This window comes from Paenibacillus sp. MCAF9 (genome assembly GCF_052114265.1).
GTDB lineage: Bacteria > Bacillota > Bacilli > Paenibacillales > Paenibacillaceae > Pristimantibacillus.
On sequence record NZ_JBFREL010000006.1, the window covers coordinates 147,866 to 169,089 of the forward strand.

22 protein-coding genes and 1 pseudogene are annotated in these 21,224 nt (G+C 44.7%); 4 read left to right on the forward strand and 19 right to left on the reverse strand.

All coding sequences use genetic code 11. The annotated features are described in order from the left end of the window. Positions 1–76 precede the first annotated feature (76 nt). Positions 77–1,177 carry a coiled-coil domain-containing protein gene (locus tag AB4Z45_RS12935; RefSeq protein ID WP_441909691.1) on the forward strand — a complete coding sequence of 367 codons (1,101 nt, stop codon included), beginning with the start codon at positions 77–79 and terminating at the stop codon, positions 1,175–1,177. Positions 1,178–1,250: 73 nt separating this feature from the next. On the opposite strand, the gene AB4Z45_RS12940 is transcribed toward AB4Z45_RS12935, so the two are convergent. Further along, positions 1,251–2,540, reverse strand: coding sequence for an ABC transporter substrate-binding protein (locus tag AB4Z45_RS12940; protein WP_441909692.1), 1,290 nt, complete (start codon positions 2,538–2,540; stop codon positions 1,251–1,253). Positions 2,541–2,662: 122 nt separating this feature from the next. Next, a complete protein-coding gene (locus AB4Z45_RS12945; protein ID WP_441909693.1) occupies positions 2,663–3,994 on the reverse strand; it encodes a PhoH family protein in 1,332 nt (443 codons plus the stop codon). A gap of 119 nt (positions 3,995–4,113) precedes the next feature. On the opposite strand from AB4Z45_RS12945, the gene AB4Z45_RS12950 reads away from it, so the two are divergent. Further along, positions 4,114–4,650 carry a YhcN/YlaJ family sporulation lipoprotein gene (locus tag AB4Z45_RS12950; protein ID WP_441909694.1) on the forward strand — a complete coding sequence of 179 codons (537 nt, stop codon included), beginning with the start codon at positions 4,114–4,116 and terminating at the stop codon, positions 4,648–4,650. A 39-nt stretch (positions 4,651–4,689) separates the two neighbouring features. Here the strand turns inward: AB4Z45_RS12950 and AB4Z45_RS12955 are convergent, their stop codons facing one another. The 7 genes from AB4Z45_RS12955 to AB4Z45_RS12985 all read right to left on the reverse strand — a co-directional run bounded on the left by AB4Z45_RS12955 (position 4,690) and on the right by AB4Z45_RS12985 (position 10,027). Next, positions 4,690–4,923, reverse strand: coding sequence for a hypothetical protein (locus AB4Z45_RS12955; protein WP_441909695.1), 234 nt, complete (start codon positions 4,921–4,923; stop codon positions 4,690–4,692). Between the two features lie 81 nt (positions 4,924–5,004). Further along, entirely contained in the window at positions 5,005–6,054 is a 1,050-nt protein-coding gene (locus AB4Z45_RS12960; protein WP_441909696.1) for an LCP family protein, read from the reverse strand. A gap of 17 nt (positions 6,055–6,071) precedes the next feature. Then, the gene (locus AB4Z45_RS12965) at positions 6,072–6,344 is read right to left on the reverse strand and encodes a hypothetical protein (protein ID WP_339208701.1); all 273 of its coding nucleotides are present in this window, start codon (positions 6,342–6,344) and stop codon (positions 6,072–6,074) included. After that, positions 6,341–6,652: a YlaH-like family protein gene (locus tag AB4Z45_RS12970; protein WP_441909698.1), complete on the reverse strand. Its 312-nt coding sequence runs from the start codon at positions 6,650–6,652 to the stop codon at positions 6,341–6,343. The genes AB4Z45_RS12965 and AB4Z45_RS12970 overlap by 4 nt, the downstream gene beginning before the upstream one ends. Before the next feature lie 180 nt (positions 6,653–6,832). Further along, a complete protein-coding gene (typA, locus tag AB4Z45_RS12975) occupies positions 6,833–8,674 on the reverse strand; it encodes a translational GTPase TypA (protein ID WP_441909699.1) in 1,842 nt (613 codons plus the stop codon). 39 nt (positions 8,675–8,713) lie between these two features. Beyond that, positions 8,714–9,196, reverse strand: a complete 483-nt coding sequence (locus AB4Z45_RS12980; RefSeq protein WP_054027942.1) for a hypothetical protein — start codon at positions 9,194–9,196, stop codon at positions 8,714–8,716. Positions 9,197–9,364: 168 nt separating this feature from the next. Then, on the reverse strand, positions 9,365–10,027 hold the full coding sequence (locus AB4Z45_RS12985) for a TerC family protein (protein WP_441909701.1): 663 nt from the start codon (positions 10,025–10,027) through the stop codon (positions 9,365–9,367). A 139-nt stretch (positions 10,028–10,166) separates the two neighbouring features. On the opposite strand from AB4Z45_RS12985, the gene AB4Z45_RS12990 reads away from it, so the two are divergent. Beyond that, positions 10,167–10,874 (forward strand): TerC family protein, encoded by a 708-nt coding sequence (locus AB4Z45_RS12990; protein ID WP_441909702.1) that lies wholly within the window; start codon positions 10,167–10,169, stop codon positions 10,872–10,874. Between the two features lie 206 nt (positions 10,875–11,080). Beyond that, positions 11,081–11,433, forward strand: a pseudogene (locus tag AB4Z45_RS12995) (transposase); the annotation flags it as partial. A 78-nt stretch (positions 11,434–11,511) separates the two neighbouring features. Here AB4Z45_RS12995 and thiI read toward each other — a convergent pair. The 10 genes from thiI to AB4Z45_RS13045 all read right to left on the reverse strand — a co-directional run bounded on the left by thiI (position 11,512) and on the right by AB4Z45_RS13045 (position 21,182). Continuing rightward, entirely contained in the window at positions 11,512–12,732 is a 1,221-nt protein-coding gene (gene thiI, locus AB4Z45_RS13000; RefSeq protein ID WP_441909703.1) for a tRNA uracil 4-sulfurtransferase ThiI, read from the reverse strand. A 2-nt stretch (positions 12,733–12,734) separates the two neighbouring features. After that, entirely contained in the window at positions 12,735–13,883 is a 1,149-nt protein-coding gene (locus AB4Z45_RS13005; RefSeq protein ID WP_441909704.1) for a cysteine desulfurase family protein, read from the reverse strand. Between the two features lie 92 nt (positions 13,884–13,975). After that, the gene (locus tag AB4Z45_RS13010) at positions 13,976–14,653 is read right to left on the reverse strand and encodes a lytic transglycosylase domain-containing protein (RefSeq protein ID WP_441909705.1); all 678 of its coding nucleotides are present in this window, start codon (positions 14,651–14,653) and stop codon (positions 13,976–13,978) included. 42 nt (positions 14,654–14,695) lie between these two features. After that, a complete protein-coding gene (locus AB4Z45_RS13015) occupies positions 14,696–15,466 on the reverse strand; it encodes an HAD family hydrolase (RefSeq protein ID WP_441909706.1) in 771 nt (256 codons plus the stop codon). 171 nt (positions 15,467–15,637) lie between these two features. Further along, complete coding sequence (locus AB4Z45_RS13020; RefSeq protein ID WP_339208690.1) at positions 15,638–16,240, reverse strand: nitroreductase family protein; 603 nt, start codon at positions 16,238–16,240, stop codon at positions 15,638–15,640. Between the two features lie 364 nt (positions 16,241–16,604). Beyond that, positions 16,605–17,312 (reverse strand): YwaF family protein, encoded by a 708-nt coding sequence (locus AB4Z45_RS13025; RefSeq protein ID WP_441909707.1) that lies wholly within the window; start codon positions 17,310–17,312, stop codon positions 16,605–16,607. 82 nt (positions 17,313–17,394) lie between these two features. Continuing rightward, positions 17,395–18,093, reverse strand: coding sequence for a response regulator (locus AB4Z45_RS13030; RefSeq protein WP_441909709.1), 699 nt, complete (start codon positions 18,091–18,093; stop codon positions 17,395–17,397). After that, on the reverse strand, positions 18,086–19,489 hold the full coding sequence (locus AB4Z45_RS13035) for a sensor histidine kinase (protein WP_441909710.1): 1,404 nt from the start codon (positions 19,487–19,489) through the stop codon (positions 18,086–18,088). The genes AB4Z45_RS13030 and AB4Z45_RS13035 overlap by 8 nt, the downstream gene beginning before the upstream one ends. A gap of 23 nt (positions 19,490–19,512) precedes the next feature. Continuing rightward, a complete protein-coding gene (locus AB4Z45_RS13040) occupies positions 19,513–20,241 on the reverse strand; it encodes a DUF6081 family protein (protein ID WP_441909712.1) in 729 nt (242 codons plus the stop codon). Between the two features lie 29 nt (positions 20,242–20,270). Continuing rightward, positions 20,271–21,182 (reverse strand): prenyltransferase, encoded by a 912-nt coding sequence (locus tag AB4Z45_RS13045; protein WP_441909963.1) that lies wholly within the window; start codon positions 21,180–21,182, stop codon positions 20,271–20,273. Positions 21,183–21,224 lie beyond the last annotated feature (42 nt).

Sequence of the window (21,224 nt, forward strand, 5' to 3'; positions counted from 1 at the left end):
GGTTCATCCTTTTCCAATTGTAAGATATAATAGAATGGATTGCCGCATAAAATGAATGCTGAGGAGGTCGATGCCGTTGACATTGCCAGCCAGGCGCAATCGATTTTCTATCGCAGCCACTTCGATGCTACTCATCTTTTTGTTCCTGTTTCGGCTTCCCGCTTGGGCTGAGCCTCTACCGGCTGATGAGGCGGATATGCATGCACTGCTTGAGAAAAGCTTGTCTGTCGTGGAAATCGATAAAGAAATCATCCGCATACAAGAACAGAAGCAACAGCTCATGCTGACGATGACGGACACGGAGAAGCAGCTGCTCATACAAGAACAGCAAATAGCGGACAAGCAAGAAGAAGCAGGAAATGTGCTGCGCGCTTACTATATGGGAGAACGAGATTTTTTGCTTAGCGCTCTTTTATCGTTCGATTCATTATCGGAGTTGTTTCAAATGCTGGATTATGCCGAAATTATACTTACTCATGACAAGCATACCTTGAATACATATGTCGAGCAATACAAGAAAGTTAAAGTGGGTTATGAGAAGCTTGAAGCTAGGCAGAATGAGCTGAGTACGATTGAACAACAGCTCAAAACGCAGAGAGAGCGTGTAGTTGCGCTTGAGAAGCAGCTTGACGAGCAGCTAGCTGGCAGATCAGATGCCGATCGCATACGCATTTTGATGAAGGAGCTTACTTCTTACTGGGAAACAGCAGGAATAGCTGAAGTGAAACAATATTTCCGAGCACTCTCGAAGGCGATGCAGAAGCTGCCAAGCTGGGTACAAGAAAACAAGCAGCTGCTCGAAATAAAAGGTTTTCAATACACCATACGCGTGCCCGAAGATGATTTAAATACATTCCTTCGCGAGCAAAATGATATCTTCAATCATTTCTCTTTTGAATTCATTGATGACAAGGTCATTGCTCAAGGAAAACGCGACAACATGGAAATAAAAATCAGCGGTCACTACACGATCGAAAATGATCCCAAAAACGCCATCCTATTTCATGTCGATGAACTCATATTTAATGGCTTCTCCCTTCCTGACACGACACGCAGTGCGCTCGAGAAGGAATTCGATCTCGGCTTTTATCCTGATTTAATCGTTTCGTTTCTTAAAGCGAACGCTGTTGAAATGAAAGACGGAGAACTGATCATCAAGCTCAGCCTAAAGTTATAGCTGCTGTCATTATTCATCTAACAAGCAAAAAACAGCCTGCCATCATTGCAAAATGAGGCCGGCTGTTTTCATTTCACTCTAAAGCGGCAAGCGACTTCATATATTCAGCCAATTGAAAATTGCCATCGGAAAACATTCTCCATAACTTCTCCCTTTGACGCCATTTCTCAGGCCAAATTGGATCTGAAATCGGGAGATTTTCATCTGCGAGCTTAGTGTTCAGCGCATTTTTCCACCAAGCAGGCGGGATATGAATTTGCTCGCTTTGAAGGGTGCTGTTAAACGAATATAATGAAGATCTTGCAGGTAAAAAGCCAAATCGGTCATAGGTCATCTGTTGATTCATTAATTCGGTCATTCCCCCAATCCAAAGCATCGCTTCCTCTTCTTCATCGCTGTTTGAGGAAATCGCGTAGCTTCGTCCATTCAACCATGGATAATAGACTTGCTCACGATCAATCGTTAATTTCATTCGCAAATCCTCATTTAAACGCTCGTATTGATTCCACGGAATTACAGCTGCAAACAGATTATTATTTTGAAACTCCTCTGCTAATTGATTGATTGCATCCACATCGATTCTGCTCAAATTCACTTCCATTTGTTGAAACCATTCCAGCTGCTGAGTCTGCTGCTCACTCAGCGGAAGCAATTTCAACAAGTTGGATGGTTTCGTTTGAAACGCGGCTAACCAAGTTAGCTGCTGCTGCAAATCGCCTGCACTCCAGTTTACAATACTCGCTTGCGGATGAAGCTCGATCATTTTTGAAGCGGCGGCTTGAAAGGAAGCAAAGTCAGAAGGAGGGTCCTTAAGACCTGTCTCCTTAAGCAATGCAGAGTTCCAAACAATGATATATGGGTTTAAGTCCTTTGGTACGCCCCATAAATAACCGTTCCATCTGAGCGAATCAAGCAATCCTGTCATTTGATCGGTGAGCGTGTCACCTGTCATCATGCTGTCTGCAGGCTTTAGAAACCCTCGTACAGCAAATGATCTAACCCATCCATTATCTAACAGCATAATATCTGCGGCTTCTCTCTGCTGGCTCTGAAGCGTCCACAGATCATATGCTCTTTCCTTATTCGGCTCATTTGAAAGCTCGACTTGAATATGAGGGTATTTCATCATAAAATTCCGGTTTAATTCCTGAAGCTGTTGATATTGCATGTTCGGCAAGGAAACGCTTACAGTAATGTCAGACAGCTGATCCACAACAAGCGTACCGGGAGCGGGTTGAACATTTGTTTTGCCGTCAGGCTTTCCGATGCTTGTAGGGTTCGCATTTCGTGAGAATGGGATAAGTAATAATGCTGCTAACAGTAATGTGCCGAATAAAACCAGCACGTATTTTCTGGGAGTCACAGCCTTCTTCCTTTCATCCTTAAAACTACTAAAAATAGGATAACAATAATTTGTTTTTTTGTCCAAACAACCTTCAATTTTTTGCAATAAAAAAAGCCCCTCTTCGAAGAGGGGCACAGTCGTTATAGTAAATCCGCTGCCAATTGGGCTAGTTTGGAGCGTTCGCCTTTCTCAAGCGTCATATGGCCGCTGATGCCTTCTGCTTTAAAGCGCTCCACAATATGGGTCAAACCATTGCTGATCGAATCCAGATAAGGATGATCTATTTGCTCGGGATCTCCCATAAGAACGATTTTACTTCCTTCACCGACCCTTGAAACAATCGTTTTCACCTCATGTTTCGTAAGGTTCTGTGCTTCATCGATAATAATGAATTGCCCGGGAATAGATCGGCCGCGAATATAAGTTAAAGCCTCGACCTGAATGCTGCCCATTCCCATCAATATTTTATCAATATCGCCTGATTTCTTCGTATCGAACAAATACTCCAAATTATCATAAATCGGCTGCATCCATGGTCGCAGCTTCTCTTCCTTCTCGCCTGGCAAATATCCGATATCTTTCCCCATAGGTACGACAGGCCTTGCGATTAGCAGCTTCTTGTATTTATGCTCATCCTCCGTCTTCAGAAGACCCGCTGCCAGCGCGAGAAGCGTCTTACCCGTACCAGCCTTGCCGGTAAGTGTCACGAGCGGCACGTCGTCATTTAGAAGCAGCTCAAGCGCCATGCGCTGCTGAGCATTGCGAGCCGTTATTCCCCAAACCGGATCATTGCTTAAAAATAAAGGCTCAAGCCTTGCCCCGTCTTGGCTAACCTTAAGCAGCGCTGACTTCGAGGTTCCCATTTCATCGCGCAAAATCACAAATTCATTCGGATTTAATCGAATATTGAGGTGCATGTTGTTAACTGTAAGGAAGCGATAAGTGTAAAACTCGTCTATAACTGCAGGATGAACATAAAGCGTCATATAGCCCGAATAAAACTCCGACGAAACAACAACCCGATCAGATAAATAATCTTGAGCCTGCAAGCCTAGAACATCAGCTTTGATACGAACGAGTACATCCTTGCTAACTAATACGATACTTTGTTTCTCCGGCTCATTTTCCTGTTCTATATGGTAATTCAGCGCAACCGCCAAAATCCGATTATCGTTGGACATTTCCCCAAACATTTCTTGTACTCGCATGAAGCTGCGATGATTTAATTCTACCTTGAGCAAGCCGCCGCTAGGCAGTTTAATCCCTTCATGCAAGTGGCCTATTTCTCTCATCTTATCGAGCAGACGCGAGATCGAACGCGCATTTCGTCCTAATTCATCAGCCAACCTCTTCTTTGAATCAATTTCTTCCAACACAACCGCGGGAATTATGACTTCATTATCGTCGAAAGCAAAAATCGCTTGCGGATCATGAAGCAGCACATTTGTATCGAGCACGAATATTTTTTTCATGAGAACCCTCCCGGTGTTGGATATTCATTAGAGGCCATACATAGCATATCGCTGCTGCGGGTAAACTATGGCGGACAGGTGACTATCAGCTTTTCATCGAGAAAAAAGAGGTGTCAAACATGTACAAATGGCTTGCTTCAGCGATCATTGTTGCGATTGTAGCGACAGGTTGCAGCACCGTCGCACGAAATGAAACATCACCCTCTCCACGAAATAATGGCCGTGTCCATACGCAGCAAACCGAGCCAAGGAAAAAAGAAATTAAAAACTCGGAACAGGTTGCGGTACATCTGGAGCAGTTGGCCAAAGGAATTGACGGAGTAACGAACGCGCACTGTGTCGTGTTCGGGAATACTGCAATTGTGGGCATCGATGTAGACGCCAAGATGGAGCGTTCTAGAGTCGGTACAATCAAATATGCCGTAGCCGAAGCATTCCGTAAAGATCCATACGGTATAGATGCACTAGTGACTGCGGATATCGATATGTCCCAGCGAATCAATGAAATCGGCGCCGATATAAGACGTGGCAAACCGATATCCGGCTTTGCCGAGGAGATGGCCGATATTATCGGCAGAGTAATTCCGCAAATGCCGCGTGATGTCATCCCTCAGGAACTCGAGAAACAAGCTCCAAAAATGAATAAGAAATTGTAAAGGCATCCCTGAAGACACAAAAAGCCTAGTGAGCTATCACTAGGCTTTCTTCATAGCTGCGAGAACCTGTACAACAAAGGTGTTCGCAGCAATAGGTTCCTCGCACGCAAGGGTAGCGGACAAGCTTACGACGTCGTCGTTCGCACTAAGCCCACCAGAAAAGTTCAAGGCCAGTCCGTCAGAAATCGCATCAATTCTGTGCATTAGAACGATAGATTGCTTATGCAAAATTTCGATCGGTAGCTCGGATACTAAGGATACGGTATTGGTCATTCGCATGACCTCCTTCTGAACAGATTTCAAAAATGGCCTCTGTAGATTTATTATAGCTATAATATTAGCTATAGTCTACGGTTATTCAGCCATTTTTGCTTGGAGTGCAGCCCGAGCTTCCTTCAGCTTCTCTTCGTCCATATAAACATAAGGACTTCTCCAAGTTCCTTCAAGAGGGATGAATGTAATATCATTGCGGCTTAAACCCAAATAAGTCGTCATCATATTTTTAATTTCTTTGGAAGGCATATCCAGCGTCAAGTTTTTGCCGACTGCTTGCATGACGGACCCAATCTTCGTAACGCCGTCAAATGATTTCATCTTGTCCGTCAGTGCTCCGATAACTTGGCTTTGACGAGCATTGCGCTCAAAGTCGCTTGACATGTTTTTCCCATTATTTGATTTCCGGTAACGAACAAAGTCTAGTGCTTTCTCACCGCTTAGCGTTTGAACGCCTGGTTCCAAGTCGATATTTGTTCCATCAGCAGAGTCCTTGTATTTCATACGCTTATCAACATCCACTGTCACGCCGCCAAGTGCATCAACAACATCTGCGAATCCTTGGAAATTAATGACTGCAGAGTATTTAATGTCGATGTCGAACAGCTTACTCATGACGTTGCGCACTTCTTGCTTCGCATCCGCATAAGCTGCTTCTTTGCTTAATTTCTTCTTATTGAGCGCATTCATATAGAAATCAGCATAAAAGCTATTGGCTTTGCGAGCTCGATATCCTTCGATATCAATGTTAGTATCCCGAGGAATGGTAACGATAGTAGCACTCTTCGAATTCGGATTAAATACAGCGACCATCATAACGTCCGTATTCAAACCTCCTCCATGAGCACGAGCATCGATCCCCATCAGAAGCATGGCAACTGCCTTCTCATTTACAGCTTCTCCAGGCGGTATAACAACCTCTTCATCAACTGGCGATGAAATCTCATCAATGGCTTTATCCGCTTGCAAGACCAAATAAGTTAAACCCGCAGCTACGATCAGAAGTATTGAAAATAGCAATGAGAAAAAGATTTTCATTGCCGAGCGTTTTTTTCGTGGCTTCTGCTTTTTTGGTTTTGCTGGTGGACGAGAGCCCGTTCTTGGTGGTAATGCTGTTGATCCTTTACTCATATGATCCACCTTCAAGTTCAGTTGTATTTGGGATTGGATTCAATATCCGTCAAGAGCTGTTCACCCAGCTCACGAGGATAAAGCTGAAGTTTCGTACGGCCATCCTTCTCGTATTTCACATGAACCATCGTATCATCGGTCTTCGTAATTACAAATTCCGTCAACCCATGATCCTCCGTCAATATTTGCTCAAAAAACGATAGTGTCTCAAATGCTGCATTGTCATCGGGACGAGCGTCAGCAACCAGCTTGATTTGAAGCCAGTTGAATAGTGCGTCCTCGAACTTCATTTGCCGGATTCCGCATTTGGAGATGGACTGTCATTTGGTTTGTTGCCCTTCCATTTGTCGTACAATTGACGACCACGGAGCATAAGCATCATAAGAACGGCTACTCCCATACATTGAATGATTGGCAGCTTGTCCACCTGCAATATCATTAGAACGAAAGAGCCGAAGGCAATCAATGCATACACTAAAATTTCTTTAAATAACGGAAGCTTCTGCTGTGCACGAAATACTTTATTGAATATGTATATCGTAAAACCCAGAATGATTAAATAAGAGACTAGCTTATGATCGCTTAACCATGCTTGCATATCGTATTCCTCCCTCATTCATTGTAAACGGCTTTCGCCGTGCTTTAGTTGCACAGTACGCATAACACTGTGAAATATAAGTGGGATTATAAGTTAAGCAACTTATAATCCCACTTATATTTTAAAGAAAACGTAAGGCTTTGCAGAGCAAAACCTTACGTTCATTTAGAAAACTAATTCTTACACGCTTGCTTGCGCATTTTTACGGTTTTTGTCCGCACGTTCGCGCTCGCTTTTGTTCAAAATTTTCTTGCGAAGACGAATCGTCTTCGGTGTAATTTCACAGAACTCATCATCATTCAAGTACTCAAGCGCTTGCTCAAGCGAGAATAGACGCGGGCTCTTCAATGTTACGGTATCGTCTTTACCTGCTGAACGAATGTTGTTCAGTTGTTTTACTTTACAAATGTTTACGATAATGTCGTTCTCGCGAGTGTGCTCGCCAACGATCATACCTTCATAAATTTCTGTACCTGGCTCCAAGAACTGAATACCGCGATCCTCTACGCCCATCATGCCGTAGAATGTCGATACACCATTTTCACTTGCAACAAGAACGCCTTGACGACGGCCGCCTACACCAGCGCCAGCTAGAGGTCCATAGCTGTCAAAAGCGTTGTTCATAATGCCGTAGCCGCGTGTCAACGTCAAAAATTGTGTACGGTAACCAATCAAGCCGCGAGCAGGGATTTTGAATTCTAGACGCACCTGGCCGTTGCCGTTGTTGATCATGTTGATCATTTCTGCTTTACGAGTTCCTAGGCTCTCCATTACTGCGCCCATGCTCTCTTCAGGCAAATCAATAAGAAGACGCTCGTAAGGCTCTACTTTCGAACCATCGATTTCCTTAATGATAACTTCAGGTTTGGATACTTGAAGCTCGAAACCTTCACGACGCATGTTCTCGATAAGAATGCCAAGGTGAAGCTCACCGCGACCTGAAACGACAAAAGCATCAGGGCTGTCTGTCTCGTCAACGCGAAGTGCTACGTCTGTCTCAAGCTCTTTGAATAGACGCTCACGAAGTTTACGGGAAGTTACCCATTTTCCTTCACGGCCTGCAAACGGGCTGTTATTAACGAGGAAAGTCATTTGAAGTGTTGGCTCATCGATTTTTAGAACCGGCAACGCTTCTGGATTTTGTGGATCTGCAATGGTTTCTCCGATGTTGATTTCACGAATACCCGCAATCGCAACGATATCGCCCGCTCCTGCTTCTTCGATCTCAACACGTTTCAAACCAACGAAACCAAACAGTTTCTCAATTCTTGCTTGCTTAACTCCGCCTTCACGAGTCATAACGGCAACGGTTTGACCTTGTTTAATCATGCCGCGGTTAACACGACCGATTGCAATACGGCCAAGGTATTCGTTGTAATCCAGCAAAGTTACAAGGAATTGCAACGGCTTCTCTGTGTCTTCAGTTGGTGACGGAATGTTGCTTACGATTGTTTCGTAAAGTGCTTCCATGTTCTCATCTTGTTTTTCTGGGTCAAGGCTTGAAGTACCCATCAATGCAGATGCATAAACTACTGGGAACTCAAGTTGAGCGTCATTTGCACCTAGTTCAATAAAAAGGTCAAGAACCTCGTCTACAACCTCTTGAGGTCTTGCATTTGGACGGTCAATTTTGTTAACGACAACGATTGGCGTTTGGTTTGACTCAAGCGCTTTGCGCAAAACGAATTTCGTTTGCGGCATACAGCCTTCAAATGCATCAACAACCAAAAGAACGCCGTCAACCATTTTCATGATACGCTCAACTTCGCCGCCGAAGTCAGCATGTCCAGGCGTATCAACAATGTTGATCAAATAGTCTTTGTAATTGATTGCTGTGTTTTTTGCCAAAATCGTAATACCGCGTTCACGCTCAATGTCATTTGAGTCCATTGCGCGCTCTTGCACTGCTTCATGGTCGCGGAACGTGCCTGATTGTTGTAGCAGTTTGTCAACCAATGTCGTTTTACCATGGTCAACGTGGGCAATAATTGCGATATTCCGTAATTTCTCTCTTGCTTGCATAACTTGTAATCCACTCCAATTGTTTTTTATTTAAATCTTTTACCAACGCTTGCGTTTGCTTAGCATCATCCAAACACCTGCTGCAATTAACGCAACAGCAATCGCATAAATCCCCCAGCTCCACAAAAGCACAAGAATGACAAACACAGCCGATGCGGCAGCAAGCGCAATCGATGCCGTGAGTACAACACGCGGTCTGGATGAACCGAACAAATAATATTCGTAAAGACCAGCTGCCACTCCAAAGATAAACAGCGGCCACAAATATTTCATACTATCCCATCCAAAAAGGTTGCAAACGACAAACAGCAGGGCATATACGACGAGCATTCCGCCTGGGACGAGCACGACCGCCGGAACTAATCTGCCGAAGTAGAGAACATGCAGAAGCACGCCGGGAATTAAGACGAGCAGCGGCCAGAAGATTGCGCCCAGAAAGCTGAATACACCTAACTTGCCCAACAAAATAACGACCCCGGCTAACAGCAAAATGATTCCAGCGGAATATTTGTTATTAGGCATTCGCGTTCCGCTCCTTACAGCGCCTTTCGCATATGTTGACGAAAGACGACAGTTTTTATCTATATTAGTTTATAGGAACTGAGGCAAAAATACCAGTACGTTGCGAGGGTCTTAACAAAAAAAAAACCGTCCCGCATTATTTTGCGTGAATGGAGCGAGTCATAAACCTTATAAAACAGCCTTTTTTTTGACAATTGCGAGTACAATGACAAGCGGAACACACATCAAAGGAATGGCTTCAGCGAGCGTTTTTGAGCCATGAAACAGCAAATCATTCATGCCAGGGTCATGCATTAGCATTCCACCTGCCGCATAAGCGAGTAAAGCTGCCCCAATATAGGAAAGAGCAGGAAATTTATGAAGGAGCGTTCCCAGCATTTGGCTTCCCCAAATAATCATAGGTATGCTGAGCGCAATTCCGAGCAAAATAAGTACAATATCTCCATCTGCTACCGCTGCAATAGCGAGAACATTATCAAGACTCATAACGAAATCGGCTACAACAATTGTCCAAATCGCTTGACCAATCGTTTTTGCTTTTTTCACCGTATGCATATCCTGATTGCCGCCTGCCTCTGCAAGCAGCTTAACCGCTATGTAGAACAATAGCAAAGCTCCTACGGCTTGTAAAAAAGGCACCTGAAGCAGTTTAATCGCTACGACGGTCAATACGCATCTTAAGCCTACAGCAGCCATTGCACCCCACCATACAGCCCGTTTACGCTGCTCTGGCGGCAGTTGGCCGCTAGCCATTGCAATCACAATGGCGTTATCCCCGCTAAGCAATACATTAATCAAGACGATTTCGATAAATATAATAAGGCTGTCCAAGTTACATACCCCCTCTAATCAGCTGTATGAACAAGCTGTGAGGAATATGTCCATTAAAATTTTTGAATCCCTCTTCACTGCGCAGCGTATTTATTGTAGACTTCAATATATTCCTTTTTATGGAAGGTGAAAATGACTTATGGAACTATTCTCTGTCGAGTTTTTCTCCGCCCTGCTGACCATCGTTTTTATCGACCTTATATTGGCTGGTGACAACGCCATTGTGATTGGGATGGCAGCACGAAACCTACCTAAGGAACAGCAGAAGAAAGCCGTTATATGGGGAACTGTTGGAGCGATTAGCATTCGAATCATTGCCACCTTGCTTGTTGTTCAGCTTCTAAACGTTCCTTGGCTCAATCTTGTTGGAGGACTTCTCCTCGTATGGATCGCATACAAGCTTCTCGTACAGGATGATGCACATGATGGCATCAAATCTGGCAATACCCTTTGGCAATCGATACGTACAATCATTATTGCCGATGCGGCCATGGGACTTGACAACGTAATCGCAGTTGCAGGCGCAGCCCACGGGAACACTTTGCTCGTTATTCTTGGGCTTCTCATCAGCGTACCAGTCGTTGTATGGGGCAGTACGATATTCATCAAACTAATCAATCGCTATAATTGGATCGTTTATCTAGGCTCAGCGGTTCTTGCATATACCGCTGCGAAGATGATCACACATGAAAAATCGTTTACAGCATTTTTCGAGAATCAACTCCTCTTCTGGTCCTTTGTTATCGTAGTCATTATTCTTACAATCGCAGCTGGATTATTGACCAATAAAGGCAAAAAACAAAAGGAAGAACAATTAAATAGCGATTCCACTAAGGGAGAACATTGAAAAGCCGTTGTGTAGTTGCATCCAGCAAGGGACTGACCCATGACGTGAGACAAATTAAAACACCTGCAAGAAATTGCAACCATGTCGTAAGATATGGAGACAACCTTGGAGGTGTTTTTACGTTGGCAACAAGAGTAAGTTATCCGGTGGAAACAAAAATGAAAGCCATTGAATTGAGAATAGCAGGCATACCAGTTAATAAAATTCACCTGTTAAAACGGCAATTTCAAGCTGAAAAACCGATGCATAAACTCATCACGGATATTAAGTATTTACCAATTGGCGAAAAAATGATGTACCTATCGAGCATCCTCGATTTATAAAACGGAGAGATCGTAGCTAGCAGTTTATCAGATATGCAAGACACGCCTTTGTCCTAGATACAGTCATTACCAACTGTGTGTGGTGCGATTCTCCATAGCTATCAGGGAAGCGTCTACACGTCCCATGGGTATCAGGAAGCTATAAAAAGAAAAGGCATTACCATGAGCATGTCCCGCAAGGGAACGCCCGCTGATAATGCACCATTGAATCGTTTCATTCCACACTAAAACTTGAAGGTGTTTTGATCCCTGTATGACAAATGGGGGGTCAGTCCCGCAGGAACTATACGCCTGCAAAGCTTCTTCATTCGCATTTAAAACCAGCTATCCTCGCCAGCGGTTTGGGCAGCCGTTTGAAGCTGCGGCGACAATAAAATTTCCTCCGTGCCGTCAACTGCAGCAGTGAGCAATTGATTATAATTAGGAATTAGAGCCTCAATCTTCTCAACGATACGAAGATTCGGATTCGTACTTGGTGATTTCGGCAAAAATAACGTACAGCAATCCTCATATGGCAAAATCGACGTTTCAAACGTCCCGATTCTCTCCGCCATCCGAATAATTTCATGCTTGTCCATCATAATTAATGGCTTAAGCTGCGGCAGATCTGTTGCTCGACCTATGACATTCATGCTCGGCAGCGTCTGGCTCGCAACCTGCCCTAAGCTCTCGCCAGTAACGATACCGTTTGCCCCATTGCGTTCTGCCAGCTGCTCTGTGATCCGAAGCATCGCCCTTCTCATTAATGTAATGATCAGATTATCGCTCTTCGCTTGTACTAGCGTAGTTTGAATTTCGGTAAAGGGCACAAGATGAAGCTTAATCGGCTCCCCGCTGAAATAGGATAATCGCTTTGCTAGCTCAATTACCTTATCTTTAGCCTGCTCGCTCGTGAATGGGTAGCTGTGGAAATGCACTGCCTCCACTTCAAGGCCTTTACGCAGTGCCAGCCAGCCCGCTACAGGGCTATCTATGCCCCCGGAGAGCAATAACATAGCTTTGCCATTCGATGCAAACGGAAATCCGCCAGCGCCAGGGATGACATCGTAGAAGACGTAAGTAGCTTCCGCTTGAATATCCACCCGCAGCTCAATTTCCGGCTTGCTCACGTTAACTTTAAGTCCTGGCATCGCACGCAGAACATGTCCGCCCACCAAATGATTCATATCCTGCGAATTATGAGGAAACTCTTTCCAAGCACGTTTCGCGCTCACCTTGAACGTTTTGGGCTGCTCTGGCAAAGCTTGCATAAGAGCTAGCGCAGCTGCTCTTATTTTCTCAAGATCAGCCTCTGTGCTGACAACTGGACTTAAAGAAACGATGCCGAACAAATCCTTCAAGCGATCTGCTATAGGCTCATAGGGATGTCCATTCAGCTTGACATAAAGACGCCCAAACGATTTGAAATAACTAATATTATCATAAGAAATTAATGCCTGCTTTACTTGATCAAGCATTCGCTTCTCGAATTTGTTCCGATTTCTTCCTTTTACCATTAAATCTCCATAACGGAGCACGATCTGATCATAAAGCAAAATTAAGTCAATCTCCTCTCAAGCGGCTTAAGTTGTGCGACAACATGATGCAGTGCAGCTCCTAAGGCTGCGATATCCTGCTCTTCATGCTCGTCACCGAGACTAATCCGAATGCCGCTGCTCGCTTGCTCATGACTTGCACCGATGGCAAGCAGCACGCGGCTCGGCTTGTCATCCTTAGAAGAACATGCCGATTTCGTTGAAGCCATTATACCACGTTGCTCTAACATATGGATGACAACCTCTGGCTTCATGCCCGGATAGGAGAAATGTATAATATGGGAAGCTGACGGCTCCGCCCCGTTCAGCTTAAGCTCTGGAATTTGCTCAATATGCATTAATAGCTTCTGTTTGAGCACTTTCAATCGCCTTTCTCTTTGCTCCATCGAAGCAAGCGACATGCGCAGCGCCTTCGCTGACGCAACGATAGCTGGTACGTTTTGTGTTCCAGCGCGATGTCCAAACTCCTGCGAGCCGCCACTAAACAAAGGGGACAGCGTAATGCCGTCACGCACGTACAAATAACCTACACCTTTGGGACCACGAAGCTTATGCGCCGAACCGCTAAGCAAATCGATGCCCCACTTTTCCAAATGAATCGGCAGCTTTCCGATACTCTGAACGGCATCGACATGCAAGATGACCTTCGGATATCGTTTAAGCAACTTTGCAATGTTCTCGATTGGCTGAATGGAACCGATCTCGTTATTGATATGCATAACGCTAACGAGAATCGTTTCCTCAGTAATTGCCGCTTCCAATTGCTCAAGCTCTACATGACCCGACCTGCCTACTTGCAAATAGGTGACATTGAAGCCTTCTTGCTCCAGCTGCGCAAAAGATTCGTATACGGAGGCATGCTCGATTTGTGTCGTTATCAAATGTTTGCCTCGTCCAGCATACTGACGAGCAGCACCCTTTATCGCTATATTATTTGACTCTGTACCGCCAGAAGTAAATACCCATTTCCCCTTAGAGGTTTGCATCTGCTCGGCTAGAACAGCACGCGAGCGTTCAATTAACTTGTCAGCTTCAATACCCGCACGATGCAGCGATGAAGGGTTCGCATACTGCGACTTCATCACTTCCATCATGGTCTGCACCACTTCTTCATACGGCGGTGATGAAGCACAATGATCAAAATATAACATTTTCGATTTATCTCCTTTTCAAAAAGAAAAAGATCATCGATTGCTCCCGCCTGCATGACGGTTCGCTAAATCGTGATCTTATTGCTGTCGTTCTACTTGGCCTGAAGCACCTTGGCAACATAGCGCTGCGTCTCTTCTGGCAACGCTTCAAGATTTTCTATTAGCTGCTCGTTTGTTTTTATTCCTGCACGGTCCACTCGACCCGGTCCTGCATTATATGCAGCCAGCGCAACCTGCTCATGTCCATTATACTTGTTTAGCAGCATTGATAAATATTTAGTTCCGCCATCAATGTTTTGCGCGGGATCAAAGGAGTTGCTAACGCCTAGACCTCTTGCTGTTCCGTCCATTAGCTGCATCAGGCCCTTAGCGCCTGAACCTGACTGTGCATCTGCGTTAAAGCCGGATTCGGTTTTGATTACCGCTTGAATTAATGAAGAATCTACGCCATATTTGGCTGATGCCTGTTGAATAAGCTCGTCATAAGCAGAAGGAGAGCTGTTAGACGCGCCTTGACTGCTGAACGACACGTTAGGCATGCCGCTAAGTGAACTCAGTTGCGCGAGCGCATCTGCTGGCATGACTTGCGCCAATGTATTATTTTCAGAAGAAGTATCGGTCATATATTGGGATAAAAGAGTATCAAATAAGGATGCCGATCCATCGCCTGTTGTCGCCTGCAACGGATTAGTAGCTGCTTGTAAATTTACATTTGGTGAAAGCTGAAGCTGCAATAATGTTTTGATTATCCGAGGGTCAATACTCATCATATCCTCCTAGCTGAATCATTATGTAAGTTTGTTACGTGTACTTTAAGTATATCGGTTTTTATTGTACATGTTTTTAGAGCAAACAGCCAGTTTCCCCTCATGAATCCTTTCAATGAGCGGCATTGCCTGTTTTATCGTTTGACACTCCAAATATTTCACATGCCCATCCTCTGGAAGAGGCAGCTGTTTTCTGGGATTCAGCCAAATAGGCGTCCAGCCAGCAAGAAAGGATGGTTTGATATCGTTATGCCATGCATCGCCTACATAAATAAGCTGTTCCGGTCTGTAACCGGATTGCTGCTGAACATGCTGAAAGACTTCTCTATTAGGCTTAGCAATTCCCATTCCATCAGAAATGAATATGTGTTCTTCATTTATCCATGATAATAGGGATAATGCGCTAACTTTGCTCATTTGATGCTCTACCGGGCCATTCGTAATCAAGCCAATTTCAATGCCTCTAGCTTCCAGCTGCTCGAACAGCTCAGCCGTATTTGCTCGGAGCTTAATCTGCAATTGCTCCTGCTCGTAGTTCCGCTGAAGCTGCTCGGCTGCCGCGCTCGACACAGCTATGCCCATATCAAAGAACGCCGATACCGTCCGCTGGATGCGAAGCTCCTCTAGTGATAATTCACCTCTTGCATGCTGCTCCCATAAACGATCACTGTGTCTTCTGATACGTTTGTACACATCTTCTATAAGAAAGCTCCCCATGAAATGTTTTGCCAAGTCAGTACCCTGAGCAGCAAGCCGAAAGGGCTGAAGCTGATCGTACAAGGTATCGTCCAAATCAAAATAGACCGCTTTAATCACTCGTTATCACCTATCTTTGCACCATGCTGTCGCTTTAAATCTTTTTTCATTATAGCGCTTATGGCAAAAGTTAACTATAAAATCAAAGACAATATTCATACGGCATAAAAAAAGATCGCCCCTATAAATTAGGAACGATCTTTGGCTCAAAGCTAATATATAAAATAGTGCTTATTTAAATACTTTCACACGCTCATCGATCGGTTGATACGTTTTTTCGCCTGGAGCTGCTGTTGGTTTGCCAAATGGCATTTGAGCAACAAGCTGCCAAGAATCCGGCAATGACCATGTCGTTTTTACTTCTTCATCAATAAGTGGATTGTAGTGCTGAAGTGAAGCGCCGAAACCTTCATTCTCAAGCGCCGTCCAGATTACAAATTGATGCATGCCTGAAGTATGCTGCGACCAGATCGGGAAGTTGTGAGCATATGCTGGGAAGTTGGCCATCAAGCCGTCAACGACTTGTTTATCTTCAAAAAACAATACGGTACCGTATCCGCTTTTGAAAGCGCCCATTTTTTGCTCAGTTGCCTCGAATTGATCTGCTGCAATCATATTGCGAAGCGTATTCGTCGTAATATCCCACAATTTATCATGATTTTCACCAAGCAATACAACGACACGAGTGCTTTGTGAATTAAATGATGATGGAGTATGCTTGACCGCTTCATGTACCAATTCTACAATTTTGTCATCGGAGATAACGGCCTCCTTGCTAATGCCGTAGATCGAGCGTCTTTTACTTACTGCTTCCAAAAAAGCTTGTGATGTCATTTTTTCTCCTGCCTCTCACATGTTGTGTGTCTTCCATCTGTGAACTAAGTATCCGCCTTAAAAGGCAGTTACAAATCCAAATAAATTTAATTACTTTACGTAAGTAACTTTATTGTATTGGAGTACAATTGTCAAGACCAACAGGTTCATTATTCCCCCTGCGTTCTTAATTATGATTCAGTGACAGCCTCTTCGCATTTGCCATTAATTTCTCCATTCTTTACACGCCATTTGCTATTTATCCAAGTAATAAAAAACGAAATAGCTCCTAGTATTAACAGTACACCTACCTTGTAAAGTTTATGCAGCCCCATAGCAGCACTGTAATTAAAGGCTTTTAATAACAAATTCATTTCTGATATTACTAAGCAGAACTGCTTGGTTTATCGAATCTTAAGCGATCGAGCAGCCTTACAGCGGCATATAGCAGCAAAAATATAACAAATGCAATAAGCTCCAGCTGCAGCAAATACCATGGCCATGACCCCAGAATATCAAGCAACGAGGCTGTTCCCGGTTTTTCAGCTAAAAACATAAAGTTTGTTTTACCCGATGCCACGTTCGTAATCGCAGCCGGAATAGCGAATACATGCAGCCAAAGCTGAGCCTTCACTACGGAAAAGAAAGTCGGTCGATAGCGTTCTACTACGACGATAAATAGCGCTGCGCTAACGATCCCTAAATGTGCGATAAAAAATTGAAAATAACGAAAATGCGGAAACGCTTCATCTAAATTAGGAGTTAACAGCGCCTGCAGCGCCCCCATGCTTCCAAGAAAAAATAAAGCATCATACAGACTTTTTGGATTCCAAAGCAATACGACCGCGCTAACCAAAAGCATTAAGCTGCAAAGCTGAAATGGCAGCGAGCCTACTCCCCAATTATCATTGAGAATATAAGATAGCTGAAGCGAGACCTCGCAGCATATTAGCAAAATAGCCAGCCCTATTCGTACCATCTTGTTTATTCTAGGCACTCTCATTCGCTTCCGGAAAACGATAATACAGATAATGGCTGCAACGAGAATCGCCAATGCCCCAAAATGAGCAGCCGAGAACATTTCAAAATCCATCGGTATGCCTCCAATCTGTTGATGTAAGCGTTCTTCTACTATCTATTTTGTAAAAAATGACATAAAAAAAATAGTACCAACTTTACATGGTACTATCCTCGTCCTTTTTCTTATGAAATAAGCCCATCTCTTTGGCTTTATTTGCTGCTTCGCGCGACCCGCTCAAATTCAGCTTTTTTAATATATGATTAACATGGTTTTTGACGGTACGAATCGATACAACCAGCTTGTCGGCAATCTGCGGCTGGGTATATCCTTGATCAATTAAATCAAGCAGCTGAAGCTCAGACGGCGTAATGAGATCACCGAGCTTCTTCGCCTCGAACTCGCGCTCCATCTGCTTCAGTCGGCGGAATTCCTCGCGCATCCGTTCTGCTACAGCCGCATTAATGGGGGATTGGCTCCGGTATGCCGAGCGTACAGCTTCAGGCAAGCTTTCAAAGTCAGATTTGATTTGGTAATCGATAGCTCCCGCTTGGAACGATCGAAAGATAAGCTCCTTCTCCTCCATTGACGTGAGCATGATGACCCTTGCTCCGGTAGCTATTGCCGCCTCCTCAGCAAGCAGAACGCCTTCCGGCCTTCCGTCAAGCATAATATCCATCAGCACTACATCAGCAGGCACAGACTGCTGCTTCCCTTCCATAAGCGCTTGTCTAGCATCATCAGCCCTGCTGGCAGTCCAAACCACTTCAATATCCTGCTCCTTGTTTAAATAAGCGACAAGGCCGCGCAGCCAATCACGATCATCCTCGACGATCCATACCTTGATTTTATCCATTTGCTTCCCTCCTCTGCGAAACATGTACATCTATTTTTGTGGCTTGAACATTCCGTTTCGGAAAAGTCATGTAGACCGATGTTCCAGCGCCCGGCACGCTTCGCAAGCCAAGCATTCCTTTATGCTTGCGCATCACATGGTACGCATAGGGCAGCCCGAGCCCAAAATTAGTGTCACTGCCGCTTTTGGTCGTATAGAATGGCTCCATTACCTTCGTTATCTCACTCTTGTCCATGCCAAGGCCCGTGTCTCTGACCTCAATAATAAGCTCTCTTTTGGTTTCGCTTAACAGAATAGAAAGCACGCCTTTGTCTTGCATAGCCTCCAAAGCGTTGGCTATTATATTGCCTAAAGCCTCGCTTACCTGCGCGGGGTCGATGCGGCAGCTCCAGCCTTCGTTTAACACGCTTTGCAGCTTGATGTTGCCAAGGCTCTGGGCGTATCCTTTCATCGTCTTTTCGATAAGCGCTGCCATGTCGGTCACTTCAACACGGAGCACCAAATCCTCTGTTCGACGATGCACCCGTTGCAGCATCTCCTGCATATGGCGAGAAGCGTTCAGCACCGTTTCAACATCCGCCAGCAGCTCTTGCTGATCGGTTTCGATGGCGTAAGCTTTCATCTTCTCCGAGAAAAGCCGCATTTTTCCTGCATCGTTTTTGATCGCATGATTAAGTATGGCAGTTCCTGAGGTTACTGCTCTTAACGTAGAATCGTATCTGCGGCGATCGATCTTCACTCGCACACCCATGAAGCCATAGGTGAATAATGCAATAACGAATACAGTTACGGCTAATCCAATAATCCATGTATTATAAACCCACATCCGCAGCATGCCGAAGCTTGGAAATACGTAATTCATGACCATACAGAACATAACCGGCGGCAGCACGGTTGAACATATTATCCAGTGTGTGCGAGAAAAAGAGGCATGCAGCTGCCGCTTGAGCAGTACCTGTATCGCCCCGTACATAATATAAGGAACCGCCCACCATACGACAATCTTGAACGAGATCGGATACATCGTATTATAAAATGGCGTAAACAAAACGCATAAAACAATCGGAATTAACAGTAAAAAGGGCATAAGCTGCTGCAAACGTTTTGGAAGCCGTACAGGTTTGTACGCTATAGCAAACAATGCAAAGGAATACGGCAATCCGTAGTAGGAGGTCAACGAGGAGAACGCTTGCAAGCGATAAAGAAGCTGCTGCGCTACTTGATTCATTCCAGCTTCCGCTGCTGCTGGCAGCCATTGCAGGTCAAGCACGGCAGCAAGCGCACCAGCTCCTCCGCTAAACGCCACAGCGCCTAACCAATGATTAACGGATGCTCGCCGATCGGAGAGCCATATAATGGCTGCAATAGCCCACAAAGCAATAAGAACGAATAGCATAACGCAGCTCCTTCATAACAACTTTACTCTTTAATTTCTATTGTAATGGGAGACCATTCTCCGATCACAGTCTGTCCGTGCACCGACACGCTGCCCTCCGGCGACAAATCCTTTTCCGTCATAATGCCTAGCGCAACGATAAATTGGTTAAATTTAACCGGAACATCACGCTCTCTCCGCACTTCTTGGCCATTCACAAAAAATACGACTTCATCATTGGTGCGATTGTACGTAATTTTGTACGTATTAAACTCGCGCACCGCAAAGTTTGTGTCTTCCTTAAACACACAGAAATATCTCGTTTTATCCGTCTCCGGCACCTTTACTCCCGGAAAAGGAAGAACGGCATATACACTTGCATATTTGTCATTTCCCGCAAAAAAGTCTAGCGCACCGCCCGTCGTGAAATCGAGCAGATTCAACGAGACGAAACCGTCATAAAGATCATCAGGCGCTGTATTTTGCGAACGTGCGCGAATTTGCAGCTCAAAGCTGATCTCACCGGATTCAGGTACAAGAACAGGTTCAGCAGAATAATACATATGCTTAGCATTATCCAGTATTTGAATTTGATCGTTCGAGCGGCTAAGCGGTGCTCTTACATACAGCAGTCCATTGCGAACAATGACAACCGCATTAGGCTCGCGGTACTGCCAGAAGGTTCCGTCTTGCAGCGGAAAACCGCCGATTTTCCATACTTCCCCTTCATTTAGAATCGTATGAAAATCTCCTAAAGTCCATTGCTTCTCCATGTCCATGACCTCTTTCTAAGTTGTATGTTTTAAATAAGACCTTGAATAATTAAGGCAACGATTAAGATCACACCGCATCGCATCGTAGCTTTCAACGAGGCACCCATAAGCGGTACGTATGCAGTCGATGCATTATTTGATGATAACCTGCCGTATACCAAATATAAAGGTATTGCTGTTGGCAGCGCCAGCAGCCCGTAAATAGGCAATGCTTCCACGACCACGCATAGGATAAGCGAAATATAGGCGAGAAAAAGCAAAATGCGCGAGAAAACGAGTGCTCTCTTTTCTCCCCAAACGACGACTAATGTTCTTTTCCCTGCTTGACGATCAGCTTGCCAGTGCAGGAAATGGTGATTAAACAAAATTAGGGTAGTCAAAAGTCCTATTGGCAGCGATAACCAAAATGCCCGAGAATCTAATTCTGAGGTTTGTACAAAATAAGCGCCTACGACAGGCAGTATGCCAAAGGAGATCAAGATCGCGACTTCACTGTAGCCTTTGCCGCGGTATCCGAACTGGATCGGCGGAGCTACATAGAAATAAGCAATTAACGCCCCAAGCCCGCCAAATACGAGCACCGGCCAGCCGCTTGTTATACTAAGTATAATGCCGCAAATCGCTGCAATGCCAAATAATGCCCATGTTACGGTCGCAAAGGTGCGAATGCTCCATGTCCCTTTTGTCAGATAGCCAGAGTTGGTTGCAATGACCCCTTCCGTCGATTGAGCGGCCGTATCCGTACCGTTATAATAATCCCATAAATCATTGATCATATTAGAAAATAAATGGGCTGTTCCTGCCCCAACTATGGTGAGGATAAATAATAAAGGATTGAAAATGCCGTTCCACACAAAAGCCCCCAGCGCACCTAACGCCACGGGAATAAGCATAACAGGAAGAACGCTCAGCCTGGATGCTTTCATAAATTGTTTAAACATAAGCTGCCACTGCCCTCTCTGTTGTCGATCGTTCAATTGAAC

Excerpts from the sequence above, each read along its gene's own strand:
- AB4Z45_RS12945 (WP_441909693.1), bottom strand. The coding sequence starts at position 3,994 with ATGAAAAAAATATTCGTGCTCGATACAAATGTGCTGCTTCATGATCCG.
- AB4Z45_RS12960 (WP_441909696.1), bottom strand. The coding sequence starts at position 6,054 with ATGAGTAAAGGATCAACAGCATTACCACCAAGAACGGGCTCTCGTCCA.
- AB4Z45_RS13025 (WP_441909707.1), bottom strand. The coding sequence starts at position 17,312 with ATGGATTTTGAAATGTTCTCGGCTGCTCATTTTGGGGCATTGGCGATT.
- AB4Z45_RS12970 (WP_441909698.1), bottom strand. The coding sequence starts at position 6,652 with ATGCAAGCATGGTTAAGCGATCATAAGCTAGTCTCTTATTTAATCATT.
- AB4Z45_RS13040 (WP_441909712.1), bottom strand. The coding sequence starts at position 20,241 with ATGGAGAAGCAATGGACTTTAGGAGATTTTCATACGATTCTAAATGAA.
- AB4Z45_RS13045 (WP_441909963.1), bottom strand. The coding sequence starts at position 21,182 with ATGTTTAAACAATTTATGAAAGCATCCAGGCTGAGCGTTCTTCCTGTT.
- AB4Z45_RS13035 (WP_441909710.1), bottom strand. The coding sequence starts at position 19,489 with ATGCTATTCGTTCTTATTGCTTTGTGGGCTATTGCAGCCATTATATGG.
- AB4Z45_RS12980 (WP_054027942.1), bottom strand. The coding sequence starts at position 9,196 with ATGCCTAATAACAAATATTCCGCTGGAATCATTTTGCTGTTAGCCGGG.
- AB4Z45_RS13005 (WP_441909704.1), bottom strand. The coding sequence starts at position 13,883 with ATGTTATATTTTGATCATTGTGCTTCATCACCGCCGTATGAAGAAGTG.
- AB4Z45_RS12965 (WP_339208701.1), bottom strand. The coding sequence starts at position 6,344 with ATGAAGTTCGAGGACGCACTATTCAACTGGCTTCAAATCAAGCTGGTT.
- AB4Z45_RS13010 (WP_441909705.1), bottom strand. The coding sequence starts at position 14,653 with ATGATGAGTATTGACCCTCGGATAATCAAAACATTATTGCAGCTTCAG.
- AB4Z45_RS12990 (WP_441909702.1), top strand. The coding sequence starts at position 10,167 with ATGGAACTATTCTCTGTCGAGTTTTTCTCCGCCCTGCTGACCATCGTT.
- typA (WP_441909699.1), bottom strand. The coding sequence starts at position 8,674 with ATGCAAGCAAGAGAGAAATTACGGAATATCGCAATTATTGCCCACGTT.
- AB4Z45_RS12950 (WP_441909694.1), top strand. The coding sequence starts at position 4,114 with ATGTACAAATGGCTTGCTTCAGCGATCATTGTTGCGATTGTAGCGACA.
- AB4Z45_RS13020 (WP_339208690.1), bottom strand. The coding sequence starts at position 16,240 with ATGACATCACAAGCTTTTTTGGAAGCAGTAAGTAAAAGACGCTCGATC.
- AB4Z45_RS13030 (WP_441909709.1), bottom strand. The coding sequence starts at position 18,093 with ATGGATAAAATCAAGGTATGGATCGTCGAGGATGATCGTGATTGGCTG.
- AB4Z45_RS12955 (WP_441909695.1), bottom strand. The coding sequence starts at position 4,923 with ATGACCAATACCGTATCCTTAGTATCCGAGCTACCGATCGAAATTTTG.